10 protein-coding genes are annotated in these 13,753 nt (G+C 57.4%); 4 read left to right on the top strand and 6 right to left on the bottom strand.

Annotated elements, in window-relative coordinates; all coding sequences use genetic code 11:
• Position 1: 1 nt before the first annotated feature.
• From PMI24_RS24060 to PMI24_RS24050, 3 genes are read right to left on the bottom strand one after another with little or no spacing between them, the layout of a single operon-like run.
• On the bottom strand, positions 2–832 hold the full coding sequence (locus tag PMI24_RS24060; RefSeq protein WP_045121876.1) for a hypothetical protein: 831 nt from the start codon (positions 830–832) through the stop codon (positions 2–4).
• Between the two features lie 3 nt (positions 833–835).
• Entirely contained in the window at positions 836–2,011 is a 1,176-nt protein-coding gene (locus tag PMI24_RS29035) for a restriction endonuclease subunit S (protein ID WP_162130485.1), read from the bottom strand.
• An 11-nt stretch (positions 2,012–2,022) separates the two neighbouring features.
• Positions 2,023–3,576, bottom strand: a complete 1,554-nt coding sequence (locus PMI24_RS24050; RefSeq protein ID WP_238553870.1) for a type I restriction-modification system subunit M — start codon at positions 3,574–3,576, stop codon at positions 2,023–2,025.
• 273 nt (positions 3,577–3,849) lie between these two features.
• Between PMI24_RS24050 and PMI24_RS24045 the strand changes: the two genes are divergently transcribed.
• The 4 genes from PMI24_RS24045 (at position 3,850) to darG (ending at position 7,259) form a co-directional block, all read left to right on the top strand.
• A complete protein-coding gene (locus PMI24_RS24045) occupies positions 3,850–4,770 on the top strand; it encodes a restriction endonuclease (protein WP_007958599.1) in 921 nt (306 codons plus the stop codon).
• 186 nt (positions 4,771–4,956) lie between these two features.
• The gene (locus tag PMI24_RS24040) at positions 4,957–5,532 is read left to right on the top strand and encodes a DarT ssDNA thymidine ADP-ribosyltransferase family protein (protein WP_007958598.1); all 576 of its coding nucleotides are present in this window, start codon (positions 4,957–4,959) and stop codon (positions 5,530–5,532) included.
• Entirely contained in the window at positions 5,533–6,177 is a 645-nt protein-coding gene (gene darT, locus PMI24_RS24035) for a type II toxin-antitoxin system toxin DNA ADP-ribosyl transferase DarT (RefSeq protein WP_007958597.1), read from the top strand.
• On the top strand, positions 6,174–7,259 hold the full coding sequence (gene darG / locus PMI24_RS24030; protein ID WP_007958596.1) for a type II toxin-antitoxin system antitoxin DNA ADP-ribosyl glycohydrolase DarG: 1,086 nt from the start codon (positions 6,174–6,176) through the stop codon (positions 7,257–7,259). The genes darT and darG overlap by 4 nt, the downstream gene beginning before the upstream one ends.
• A gap of 43 nt (positions 7,260–7,302) precedes the next feature.
• Here darG and PMI24_RS24025 read toward each other — a convergent pair whose 3' ends face one another.
• The 3 genes from PMI24_RS24025 to PMI24_RS24015 form a co-directional block, all read right to left on the bottom strand.
• A complete protein-coding gene (locus PMI24_RS24025) occupies positions 7,303–8,115 on the bottom strand; it encodes a YfaP family protein (RefSeq protein WP_007958595.1) in 813 nt (270 codons plus the stop codon).
• A gap of 3 nt (positions 8,116–8,118) precedes the next feature.
• The gene (locus PMI24_RS24020; protein WP_007958594.1) at positions 8,119–9,738 is read right to left on the bottom strand and encodes a DUF2300 domain-containing protein; all 1,620 of its coding nucleotides are present in this window, start codon (positions 9,736–9,738) and stop codon (positions 8,119–8,121) included.
• Between the two features lies 1 nt (position 9,739).
• On the bottom strand, positions 9,740–13,753 hold a 4,014-nt coding region (locus PMI24_RS24015; RefSeq protein ID WP_007958593.1), incomplete at its 5' end, for an alpha-2-macroglobulin family protein.

The raw sequence follows: 13,753 nt of genomic DNA, 5'->3' as shown, positions 1-13,753 counted from the left end.
ATCAACGTCCTTGAAATATGGCGGCAACGTCCAGCCGATCGGTCAGGTAGGGGGTGAATCCGGTGAGTAGGATACAAAGTGCCAGCATATCGCGCATCTCTATATTGCCTTCCACACTACCGGGCTTACCGCCGTGGCGGATGCCGGGATAGTCGCAGGTGAAACCATAGAGGCTTTTCAGTGCTTGGCGAACCTTGGCGTGAGGCCAATGCGGGAGTTGATCGCAGATGCTCGACAGTGCGTATTCATTGACCTGCGGATGATTGCGACCTAGGGCTTCCAGCAGATTGATCTGTTTCTGCAGGCAGGTTTTGATCCGCCCTTCTCCGCCTCTGTCGTGCAGATCACGGAAGGCTTCGTCGAAATCCCTTTGCAGGGTATGCAGGTGCGGATGCTCGGCGTTGCTGTTGCGCAGGCCTTGAACCAGATTGGCGAACAGGCCGGGGACTGTCGGATACAACCGACAGGGTCGCCGTAGTTCGTAATTGAGATTGTAGGTGTCGATGAAGTTGGCGAGGCGATTGAAATACGCATTGGCCAGTGCGTCGCCGGCCAGTTCGTCGAGTACTTCGTAGGCGGTCTGCAGGAAGCTCAGCAGGGATGATTCGTCGATCAGGTCATCGGCGCTGATCTGCCGGAAGGCTCGAACGCTCTGAGGCGGGTCGTCGATGATTTCGGCCAGAGCCGCCATGGTTGGGGGCGTTTTTAAGGCAGGCACCAACGCCCGGTACAACTCGCAGAACAGATCGGCAGGCGCCGATCCGTGCCGCGCCAAAGGGCTCCAGAGCTCGCGCCAGGTTCGAGACCAGACTGGGAGCAGGGAGCCGCGCATGGGTTAGAGTTCGCCTCGGAAGGCGCGGTGTTGGAGGGAGGCGAACAGAGCCTCGATACTTTCGAGCTGCGTACGATAGGAGGATATTAAACATCCAATCGCCTTCACCTTGAGAGCGAAGTCACGTTGCAAGTCTAAATTGGGAAGTATCACGGGAATATTTTTTACATCGGAGAGATTTATACCCCGAACCGCAACGCCCTTCACATGCCGAGTTAACCAACGCTGGACGCCCTCCGTGCGCAGGTACTCCAGCAAAAATACAGGCAATATTCTGGACTCATCTACCGCGATCCGAGCAGTATCCTGAGTGATATTTGCACCTTCAAGCTCGGAAGGAACGATAGCCAATCGACCAACATGACCGCGAATCGACATTATGAGATCGAATTGTTTAAGAAGTGAGCGCTTATAGGCAGCAGAAATCGTAACAGTGGTCATTCGAACAGAACCAACATCTATGCCTCCATCCTTCATATCTACAACCCTTACATACTTTACACCCTCCTCCTGCTCAGGCCCTGGCATAAGAATGCCATAACTTATGGGCCTAAGTGGATCTACTAAATCTCGCAATGGGACCGTTGGCAAACTACTTTCTTTTTCGGTCAAGTTTCCGAAGACTTTAACAAACACTGATTGAGGCAATACCTGAAGCATTTTTATGAGCAAATCAGAATTCTGCTTAACCGACTCAACTTTATCTAAAATCCCGGCAATGCGTCGCTGCTCAAATAAAGGAGGTAAGAGAACTTTCAGATCAGAAAAAAAATCTGCTGGTACTCGACGATGACCTGCGCTACCAATCATCCTATGCTCGCCGTCTAATCGAACATTAGACTGCCGTAAAAAATGTAAAAGATACCTTGCATCTAATAGACCAGGAATAGCCCGTACAACATGAAACTCTGTAGAGCCAAAACCATACTCATTTTTTATTTTTGCTTGTGCAATTTTTCCATTTTCAAAGCAAGGGGTTATTTTTGCAATCAAAACATCTCCATTTTTGAATGACGTGTACCCCTTATTTACATCAGAATAAAGCTTATCCTCCCCCTCAGACGTAACGCCCTCCACCGTCACAGCGGACATCGACAGAAATGATACAACTTCGTTACACTTCAGCTTATAAGCAGGCTTTGGATTAATCTCCGCAACCTGACTGAGACGAACACTCACATAATCACACTTCACTCTAGGAGCTCCCAAAGTTCCGCCACTCCACGACGAACATCCCGATCTAGATCATTGATCTTTTTTAATATTTCGACGGGACTTTCATAAATAACTTCCTCATGAAGAACTTCTTTGTAACGATTAATACTTAAATCGTACCCTTGCGAAGCTATCTCCTCTTTCGAGACGCAAAAGCTCTGTGCACTGCGCGGCCGCTCAGTTTCCGATTTCCGTCGTTGCTCCCACCGAGCAAGCACATCTGGCAGATTATTTTTTTCGTGTTCTTCCTGACTCAACAAAACGCCCGGCAACACTCCCAACTTATCCTCACTGAGCAGCAGATTACGTTTATCATCAAGGCTCATTCCATCAGCCTTTACATCGTAGAACCAAACCTTATCGGTGCCGCCAGAATTAGTTTTAGTGAACAACAAAATAGATGTAGCGACACCAGTGTAAGGTTTAAATACCCCACCAGGCAGCTTAACGACACCATCTAACTTTTGATCCTCAATAATCATCCGACGCAATTCCTTATGCGCCTTTCCAGACCCGAACATCACGCCATCAGGAACAATCACAGCCGCACGACCACCTGGTTTAAGCAACCGCAAAAACAACGCCAAAAACAACAACTCGGTCTTCTTAGTTTTGACGATCTTCTGCAGATCTTTCGCCGTACTTTCGTAATCCAGACTTCCAGCAAACGGCGGGTTAGCGAGAATCAAACTGTAGTGCTCAGCCTCACCTGCCGTACTTTCCGCCAGAGAATCACGATAGCGAATATCCGGGTTCTCCACCCCGTGCAACATCATGTTCATGCTGCCAATTCGCAACATGGTGTTGTCGAAGTCGAAGCCATGGAACATGCCATGGTGGAAATGCTCACGCTTTGCAGCATCCAGTAGCAAGCCTGGATTCTTCTCACGCAGATATTCACCCGCCGCAACCAAAAAGCCGCAAGTACCGCTGGCCGGATCGCAGATCACGTCGTTCGGCTGCGGCGCGGTGAGTTCAACCATCAACTGAATGATGTGTCGTGGCGTGCGGAACTGACCGTTCTGCCCGGCGCTGGCGATTTTGCCGAGCATGTATTCGTAGACGTCGCCCTTGGTGTCGCGATCATCCATCGGGATGTCGTCGAGCAAGTCCACCACTTTGGCCAGCAGCCCCGGCGTCGGAATGGTGAAGCGCGCATCGCGCATGTGATGACTGTAGGTGGAATCATCGCTGCCGATGGTTTTCAGGAACGGGAACACGTGATCGGCAATGACTTCAAACATGTCCGCCGGGGCCAGGTTCTTGAAGTGCGACCAGCGGTAATCGTTGTAATTGCAGCCCCGCGCGTCGAGGCCTTCCGGGAAGATGCGGCGCTCCATCGGCTGCTTCAGACGATTGGACTTGTTCTCTTCCAGGGTGTGCAACTCATCCAGACGACGCAGGAACAGCAAATAGGTCAGCTGTTCCATGACCTCCATCGGGTTGGAGATACCGCCCGACCAGAAGGCATTCCAGATAGCGTCGATTTTGCTTTTGAGTTCGCCGGTGATCACCGTGTGTTGCTCCATAGCTCACGCGCCCGATCAGCAGGCGCTAAAAAGTGGGGGATGATAGCGCCTGGGCAAAGCTTGCGTATGCCAGACGGCGGAATTTATTGCGAAGGTCTGTTCTGTAGGACAAAACGCTTTTTGATCAGCAATTCAATGTATGAGTGCGTTGGGACACAGCGGCTTACGCTTTCACCGCATCAGCGCTAACGCTAGAAGGCATCCTCAGCGAGCGTTAATTTATACTCGCCCGCCGGTCAGTAAAAAAACACCCACCAGCACAGGGATGCGCCCATGTCCGTTCCAACGTACGATCAGTTCATTGAGCCGATCCTGCGATTTCTCGCCACAAAACCCGAGGGTGCAATCGCTCGGGACGCCCATGAAGCAGCAGCAAAAATGCTGCAACTGACTGAAGCTCAGCGCGAAGAACTGATCGCCAGTGGTCAGGCTGCCTACAAGAACCGATCAGGCTGGGCGCACGACCGACTCAAGCGTGCCGGTCTTTCCAGCAGTGCCAAACGCGGTTATTGGAAGTTGACTGATGCGGGTGTGCAGTACGCCAAAGATCACGCATCACCACTGTCGGCCAAAGACGTGGAGCATTTAGCAATTGGCTACATGAACGTGAGGCTGAAAGTCGCACCAGACGCCGAGCCGCTGGATGACCAACCAAGTGCTGAACCCGATCTGACCTCCGCCACCGAAAGCCCCGACGACCGATTGGAGCGAGCGCTGAAGGAATTGCGCGATGCCACAGCGGCAGACCTTCTGGATAACTTGCTCCAGGTCAGCCCCAACCGCTTTGAGGTGATCGTGCTGGATGTACTTCATCGCTTGGGTTACGGCGCCAGTCGCAATGATCTGCAACGTGTCGGCGGTTCCGGTGATGCCGGCATCGACGGCATTATCTCGCTCGATAAATTGGGGCTGGAGAAGGTTTACGTACAGGCCAAGCGTTGGCAGAACACGGTTGGCCGACCTGAGTTACAGGCGTTCTATGGCGCGCTCGCCGGACAAAAAGCCAAACGTGGTGTGTTTATCACCACTTCTGGCTTTACGGCTAACGCTGTCGACTTCGCCAAATCGGTGGATGGAATTGTGTTGGTCGACGGTATGCGGCTGGTGCACCTGATGATGGATCATGAGGTAGGTGTGACATCTCGTTTGTTGCGATTGCCGACGCTGGATCGCGATTATTTTGATGAGGAGTGAGCGCAGGAGTTGTGCTGTTTAACGTTGACTAGCCAGTTTCCTTATGGGGCTTGTGGTTAAAAGTGATGGCACACTAGAATCACAGCAACTGTTCTACCAACCCCCACGGATCGAGGGTTACATCAGCACGGGGCGAGGCCGGGACTGAATCCAGTTTAGGTTGATGCGCAGGTCAAGGAGACCACAATGTCGGAAGTCAACATCAAGGATCAATTCTTCGTATACCACCTCACCTCCGTTGAAAACCTGAATGGGATTTTCAAGGACGGCCTAAAGCCCCGCGCAGACCTTGAAGGTTTTACCGACGTAGCGGACAGCGAAATTATCAAGAAGCGCAAAGCTTATAACCTTGATCGCTTCGTACCTTTTCATTGGTTTGCTGCGAACCCGTTTGATGGGCGAGTGCAGCTTGATCGGCCAAGAGATAAATTTGTCCTGATTTCGGTCTTTCGGACATTTGCCAAGCAGAATGGCTGGAAAGTCATCCCTCGGCACCCGCTCGCTGATGACGACATCCAGGTGCTGGAATACAACGAAGGTTTTGAAGCGATCAATTGGGAGTTGATGAACACCCGGGCCTACCAGAATTCCGAATGCAAAAACGTCTGCATGGCCGAATGCCTTTCTCCGAGAGTGGTAAATCCCAAAACCTTTTCGAGGATTTATGTTCCGAACGAGGAGGTCAAAACACTTTGTGAGGCTAAAATGCGCGTGGCCAAACTCGCGACCCCTATCAGCGTGAACCCCGGAATGTTCCTATAAATGAACTACACCAGCCTGAATCCAGAGAAAGCTCTGATTTGGCGTATCGTCCATCGCGATAACCTGCCCTGGATTCTGGACAACGGCCTGCATTGCGCAAACTCGGAAGTACAGGCACCTCAGTACGTGAATATCGGCAACGTCGACTTGATCGACAAGCGCCGTTCCCGTCAGGTGCCTATCGCACCCGAAGGCGTCCTGGCCGACTACGTGCCCTTCTATTTCACGCCCTTCTCGGTGATGATGCAGAACATCCACTCCGGGTGGAGCGTGCAGCAACGCAGCAATGACGAGATCGTCATTCTAGTTTCAAGCCTTTATCGCGTTGAAGAGCTCGGCCTACCGTTTGTCTTCACAAACGCACATGCCTATCCGAGTTGGACAGACTATTACAGCGATCTGGCGAATCTCGACCAGATCGATTGGACTATCCTTCAACGGCGCGACTTCAAGCGCGATCCTGATGACCCTCGTAAAATGGAGCGTTATCAAGCGGAAGCGCTGATCCACCATCACTTACCGATTACGGGACTACTGGGCATCATGTGCCACACCGATGCAATGAAAGAACGCATAGAACAAGACGTTGCCGCTCGAGGCCTGACGTTGTCTGTCCATGCGCGTCCCAAATGGTATTTCCAATGATCAGATTTACCCAAGGCAACCTGCTGGAAGCCAAGACCGAAGCCCTCGTCAACACGGTGAACACCGTGGGCGTGATGGGCAAAGGCATCGCGTTGATGTTCAAAGAACGCTTTGCACAGAACTATCGTCTGTACGCAGCGGCGTGCAAGTCCAAGGAAGTTGAAACCGGCAAGATGCACGTGACCGCCACCAACGAACTTGAGGGACCTCGTTGGATCGTCAATTTCCCGACCAAACGTCACTGGCGTTCACCTTCGCAAATGGCCTGGATAACAGAAGGTTTGCATGACCTGCGTCGCTTTCTGATCGAGAACGACGTGAAATCCGTCGCGGTCCCGCCACTAGGTGCTGGTAACGGTGGACTGAAGTGGCCTGAAGTCCGTGAACAGATCGTTGAAGTTTTGGGCGATCTCGATGTCGACGTACTGGTGTTCGAGCCTACCAATCAATATCTGAATGTCGCCAAGCGCAGCGGTGTAGAGAAACTCACGCCGGCTCGTGCCCTTATCGCCGAACTGGTTCGACGCTATTGGGTGTTGGGCATGGAATGCAGCCTGCTGGAAATCCAGAAACTAGCCTGGTTTCTTGAGCGCGCTATCGAGAAGCTGCCGGAAATTGAAAACCCGCTCAACCTCAAGTTCGTCGCACATAAATACGGCCCGTACGCTAACCGTCTGGAGCATCTGCTCGATAACCTTGATGGAAGCTATCTGCATTGTGACAAGCGAATCAGTGACGCTGGCATTAGCGATGTGATCTGGTTTGATCAAGAACGCAAAGCCTTTTTGCAGGCTTATCTCAAGACTGAGGCCAAGGAATACTCTCAAGCATTGGAACGCACGGCTCGGCTCATTGACGGTTTTGAATCGCCATTCGGCATGGAGTTGCTGGCGACAGTTGACTGGCTGTTGAGCCAGGAAGGAGTTTCGGCAACCGTTCCCGCAGTGCGCGAAGCATTGAAGCACTGGGACGGTGGCGCCGGTGCTGCGGCGCGCAAGAGCAAACTGTTCGATGATCAGTCTCTTGATATTGCGCTCAAGCGTCTGACCACCAGCAGCTTCCGACCTGAATTAGCGGCCTGAGTGATTGAATAGAATTGGGCAGCAACCTTCTGCCCAATTACCGTCAGGGATAACTAAACGACTTCACCAACGTCAACTCCCCCACCGCCCGCATCGGCACCACGAACGTCTCCATCTTCTCGCTAGGCGTCCCCTCTTCCGTAATCACCGTCACCTGCGCCGTGGTCAACGGCTGCACCGCCTCCTCCCCACCCTCATCATCCCCGCGATAGCCACCGCCAAAGTAGTTCACATAGACCAAATACTGCCCCTTGATCGGCGCCGGCATGGCGAAGATTTCCGGGCCGTAACCGGTGGTCACGTCGACATCCAGTGCCGCGCCGTTGGGCGCGACGCGGTCGCCGTACCAGATATGCGCGCCGTCGGGTGTGATCAGGTGCAGGTCGAGGTCGGTGCCATCGCTGTCCCACGCCAGCAACACCCGTAGTTTCGCCGGAGTAGCGCCGCCGCTGGTGTTGAGGAACTGCGTGCGGTGCCGTTGCTGGCCGTCCGGGCTGCGGACTTCGACGCTGTTGCTGCCGTTGGGAAACGAGAACGGGCGGTCGAAGCGGCCGCTGTCGTCGATTTTCAGCGGCATGCTGACGCCGTTGACGATCAGGCGGCCGGGCTCTTTGTTTTTCGGTGTGGCTTTGATTTCGCCGCTGATGCGGGCGGTGTTGGCCTGACCGAGCGGGGTGTTCACCGAGGAGGCCGGGTAGTTGACGGTCTGGCGGAAACTCTCGCCCTCACCTTCGGGGGCACCGCTGCGCCAGCCGCCGACCGGGGTGTCGAGTTTGACGCTGTCGGCGGCCATCGCCATTGGCAATGCATTAAGCGCGCAGAGCAACAGCAAGACCTGTGGATAACGGAGTGTCATGGTCTATTCCAGCAAAAGGTGACGGGCGAGCCCTTCGATATAGGTTTCATCCTGGCCGTTGGGGTGTGCTTCAAAGGCCAAGTGCAGGTATTCGTGGGTCAGGTCGAGGCGGTCCTGCAAGGACAGCACGCCGCGCACGTAGATGCGCTGGCGTTCGCGATCGACGAAGGGGCGGCCGAAGGCGAGTTTGCAGACGGCGAACGTGCTGACTTCGTTGTAGCCGGTTTCGCTTTCCAGCCTCGGACGCCAGACGCGTCTTTGTTTTTGCAGCCAGTCTTGGGCGGCGGGCAGCGCTTCGCAGGACGCCACCGGGTTGTCCCAACGGCTGAGGCTGGCGCGGGGATAGGCGTGCAGCAGGATCGCGTCGTAACGCTGGCCGGCATTGGCTTGCTCGACGGCTTGTTGCCAGGCCAGTTTGTCGGGGCCGGGTTGATCGGAGTGATAGGTGACGGTGCTGCCGGCCAACACCAGATCCGCCGTCCACGCCGCGATGTTGCGGGATTCGGCGGAGGCCGGACGCGGGGCGACGCGCTGGCGGGTGCTGCTGTCGTCGATGCTCAAACATTCGCCGTTACGCGTGGCGTTTTGCAGCAGATACGTGCGGATTGCCACGGCCAACGCTTTGGCGGCTTCGGCAGGTTCGGGTTTGGCTTCACGCTCCAGCACACGGGCGACGTACTCTTCGCGATCCAGCCGGGCGACCAGTTTGTCGTTGAGCAGAAACAGCTCGCCGTCGCTGTGGATATCCAGCGCATTGCCGTTGGCGAATTCGACACGGAAATCGCCCTGCAACGGGCCGGAGCCCGCAACGCGCTCACCCGACAGAACCTGCGAAACTGGATAACGCGTGAACAGCCCGACCTCAACGCAGCGCCCCGCTTCCGCCGGCCACGATGCGGGCAACACCGTCGCCAACGCCGAACCGTAATGCCGCAAAACCATCTGACTGGTGCCCCGGCCACCGGCCCAGATCGGCGAGCCGTCCGCGGTCCAGCCGGCGAATCCGCCCTGACGTGATTGCGGGTCCTGATCGCCGAGCCAGCTCCAGGTTTTCACCCGCAAGCGCCCGCCGAGCTCACCGACGACATTGCCGTCCGCCGCGTTCAGCACCACGTCGAGCAGCACACGGCGCATCTGATCCTGAGCCGGCAGCAAAGCCAAAACCCTCAGCAAGTCAGCCACGGGAACCCGAGTAGCCGGTTGCATCGATGGCAAATCCAGCAACCACGACGGCGCCTGTCGCGCCTGCCAATAGGTTCTCCAATCGCCAGCGGTTATGCCCAACCGCGCCGGCTCGAAATACAGCCCACAGGATTTCACCAGCGCCTGATCACGCTCAATCTTCCCGCCCGCAGTACAGCAATAAACCTCTTCCTTCGACTGCCCGCGACATTCATAAGCCGGTTCCCGCGCGCCGGTATCCACCAGCCACGCGTAAACGAACACCTTCCACAAACTGCCCAGCGGTGTATGCAGAGACGAAGGCAGCGGCTCGCGAGCGGTCAGTTGCGTGGTGTTCAGCGACAGCAACTCGCCTTTGTACGCCACGCGCAACGGTTCATCCTGCGCCGTCGCCAGCGCAGGAATCACACACATCAGCAGCCACACCAGCGGCCGGGTCATGTCAGTTGACCGTGACCTGACCAAGGGCCGGTTTCGCTTCGCGGGCCTGATGCTGCGGCGCATAGACCTGAGTGAAACGCACCGGCGGCAGGTTGAACTGGCCTTTCTGCGAGAAACGCACGAGATGGCGCAGACGTAATTCACCGCTCAGCGCATCCACCGGCACCGCGTAGGCCAGTTGACCCGGTTCGAACCGTGCTTTTTCCAGCGCGGTCGGCTCGGTGCCGTCCTTGCCCTGCAACTTGATGCCCCACGTGGTGCGCTCGACATCCGCGCCCGGCGGCAGCGGTACTTCGAGCATGCCGTAGCGCAGCGGTTTCGGTGCCTTGCTGGTGAGGATCACTTCGTCCAGATACAGGCTGTCGCTGGACAACGGCTTGGTGCCGACCTGCTCCAGTTTGAAGGTAAAGGCTTCGTCGCCCGGCACCAGACGCGACAGGCGACGAGTGATGGTCACCGCCATCGGATCGACCGCCGGTTGCTGGGTCTGGAAGCTCAGCGCGGCACGCAACGGACGCTCCTGAGTACCCGACACCGACAACACGCTCGGCACCGGTGTCGCACCCTGCCACGTCCAGTACATCTCACCGGTCGCGCCATAGTTTTTCTTCCAGCCTTCGCCCGGTGCCAGCGCGATGGTCGGCGACGCTTGGGCGATGCTGCGTTGCAGCCAGGTCAGCGCCAGCGCACGTTCAAGGGTCGATTGCTGTGGCAACAGGCGTTGCAACAACGCCGTCGCACGAACCTGATCGAACGGTTGCAGCGACAGGTTCAGCGCTTCGGCAAACGGCTGCGAGCTGACGGACAAGCGCTGTTGCGCAGCGCCGAGCTGACGATTGAACGCGTCTGGCAAAGCGACTTTCGACTGCGTGGCCAACGATGCGGTCAAGACCCGCGCCGCCGCCAGACCGAGCGCCGAATCCGGATCGCCCATCACCAGACTGTCTTCACCATCGTCCATCAGGGTTTCGGCATTGCCTTCCCCGGCCTTCGCCAGATCCTCCATCAAACCGCTGAGCAGCGTGTTGACCGGCAAATGCATCTGCTTGGCGAAGGACAGGATCAGCGCCCGTTGCAGCAACGGTGTGTTCGGCGCCTGCTTGGCGTAAACCTCCAGCACCCGCTGCCAGTGCTCCGGCGGGAGGGTCAGATCCAGCACCTGACTGGCGTTCCAGTCGGCGTAATAGGCGTAAGCGGTGAGGAACGCATCCGGCTCGCCATCGAAACCCCACCAGGTGAAGCTCGCCGACGGCCCGGCCATTTGCACCAGGCGCAGACGGCTGTTCTGCATGATCAGGCGCAAGCGATCGCGGATCTGTGGGCTCGACGCCAGCGACGGATAGGCGATGCTCAGCGGCAGCAAGCGGCTGGCGGTCTGTTCGACGCCGCCGTACGGATAACTGAGCAGATCGTCGAGGGCCGAACGGAACAGCGCTTGCGGGCTGTCATCCAGACGCAGGCGAATATCGGTGGCGTCCGCCGGCAGGCTCAATGGCGTGTCGCCGCTGGCTACGACGAGGCTCTGGGTCTGCGTTACTTGCCAGCCTTCGCCGGTCGCGGTCAGGCGCACAGCGAGGGCGTCGGCGGTCTTGCCATCCTGCACCAGTTCGGCGGTCCATTCGCCGGTGGCCAATGCGAAGGCCGGCAGCGGCAGGTAGTTGATGCCGTTGTTGAGCGTCACCGGCAGGCGCTGTTCGGCGCCGGCGTAGTGCGTCACCAGCTCAGCCTTGACCGGTTTCTCGGCCTGGCTGAACGCGAACACGCCGAGTTGCGGCTGATCGCCCTTGCGGAATTTGCTCGGCCCGCTCCACTTCAGGTACAGCGGTTTTTCCGAGCGAACGAACTGCTTCTTCTGCCCGACCTGACCGTCATCGGCAATCGCCCGCGCGGTGATGCGCCAGCGGGTCAGCGAGTCCGGCATCTTGAAGGTGAAGCGGGTCTTGCCGTCGGCATCGGTCAGCAATTCTGGCTGCCACGCGGCGGTGTCGACGTCTTCGCGACGCGGCCGCTCGAGCACTTTCACCCCGCGTTCGCTGCGGTTGGCCTTGCCCGGCGCGCCCGGGCTGCCCGGCAGCGCCACGTCGTAGCTGATGAACGACAAACTGGCGCTGGTGCGCACGTTGTTGCGGCGCGGGTGATAGAAGAACTGGTCGATGGTCGGCGCAACTTCCGGTTGCAGCGCGTAGACCATTTCGTCGACCACGCTGACCGTCAGGTGAGCCGGCACCGCTTTACCGGCGAACTGCGTGGTTAGGTCGACCGTCACCGTATCGCCCGGCTGATAGGTGTCTTTGTCGGTCTTGATCGCCACGTCGATCTGCGGCGCGACGACCTTGATCCCGGCATTCTGGAAGCTGTACTGACCGCCCTTGGTGTACAGCACAGAGAACGTCAGGTTCGGCGCGAAGTTGTCCTTCACCGGGATACGAGCGCGGTATTGGGTGTCGCTGAGTTTTTCCAGTTTCAGCCAGTCGCCGCCCTTGGCCAGCAGCGCGGTGGCTTCGACCTTGTCGCGCTCCAGCGACAGCAGTGCATCGCTCACGGGCTCGGGGAACGTGATCAGTGCCAGCGCTTCATCGCCGGCCTTGTACTCGGGTTTGTCGAGGACGATTTCCACGGTGCCCGGCACGGCCTTGACGCCATCGCCGGTGACCGAATGACCGGTCGCGCCAAGCACTCGACCGTGCTGATCTTTCAGCGACAGGTTGTAGGTGCCCGGGCGATCGAAAGCCACACTGAAGCCTTTGTCTTTCGCCGCCAGTTTGCCTTCGCCGGTGGTCTGGTCTTCGAGACGCACCCAGCTGTAGCTACTCGGCACAATGGCCTTTGCCTGTTCGCTGCCGCCCTCATTGGCGTAGCTGAACGCGATCTTGTCACCGACCGCGCTGAAACGCTGCGGCGCGGTCAGGCGGAAGCTGGCGGCGCCCCGGTCGATGAGGATTTCCTTGGTGGTCTTGACCCGATAAGCCGCGCCATCGCTGGCAAACACGGTGAGCATGTAGCGGCTCGGTTTGTCGGCGGCCGGCAAGTCGAGGGTCGCGTTGCCCTTGCTGTCGGTGGTCAGTTCGGTGCTGGTCAGTTCCACCGGGAATTGCCCGAGGTATTGCAGCTCGTTGTCGACCATCGACAGTTGCTGGGCGCGCAGGCTCAGGGTCAGTTTGGCGTTGGCCACCGGTTTGCCATCCGGGTACAGCAGCACCAGGCTGCCCTTCACCGGCTCGCCCGTGCGGTAATCCTGCTTGGCCAGGTTCAGCGAAATTTCGAAGTGCGGCTTGATGTACTCCGCCACACGGAAGGCGCTGCTGTAGGCCTGATCCTTGTAGTTGAAACGCAGCTCATAACCACCGGCCACCGCGTTGTCCGGCAACTGGAAACGGCCTTGGGTGCCGGCCTTGGAGTCGAGCTTCAGATCCAGTCGCTGCAACTCGGTACCGGTCGCATCGAGCACGCTGACATTGACGTCCGCCGCCCCCGGCAATACCGAATCCCGCGCATTCTTGAATTCGCGGCCAACGATTTTCAGCGATACCCAATCACCCGGGCGATACAGCGGCCGGTCGGTGAAGGCATAGAGTTTGGTGTCGTAGATTTCGCTGTCGTAATAGAAGTTTTCCGAGACGAATACGCCGCCCTCGTCGTCCTCGCCGATCACGAACGAACGCTCCGGGCTGACGTGTTTGAGGCGCAGCAAACCATCGGTATCAGTGGCGCCGCTGCTCATCACGCCGAGGCCGTCGGTCCACAGCACGTTGACCTTCGGCACCGAGCTGCCTTCGTGTTTGCGCGCAGCCCATACCAGCAGTTCATCACCGGCAATCTTGCTTACCGCAACGGTGTTGGAAACGAACACCATGGTGGTCGCGCGGTACTTGCCGATCAGCGCTTCGACCAAATACAGGCCCGGTTTCAGATTGCCCAGCGGGATGTAGACGTTACCCGGTGCGACGCTGACGAACTCGCTGGAAGACCCGGCCAGATTGACGCCGGTCGGCGGCTGGATCGGCTTGGCCTGCCA

This window comes from Pseudomonas sp. GM25 (genome assembly GCF_000282255.1).
Classification (GTDB): Bacteria; Pseudomonadota; Gammaproteobacteria; order Pseudomonadales; family Pseudomonadaceae; genus Aquipseudomonas; species Aquipseudomonas aphyarum.
This window is presented reverse-complemented; position numbering and strand designations above follow the sequence as displayed.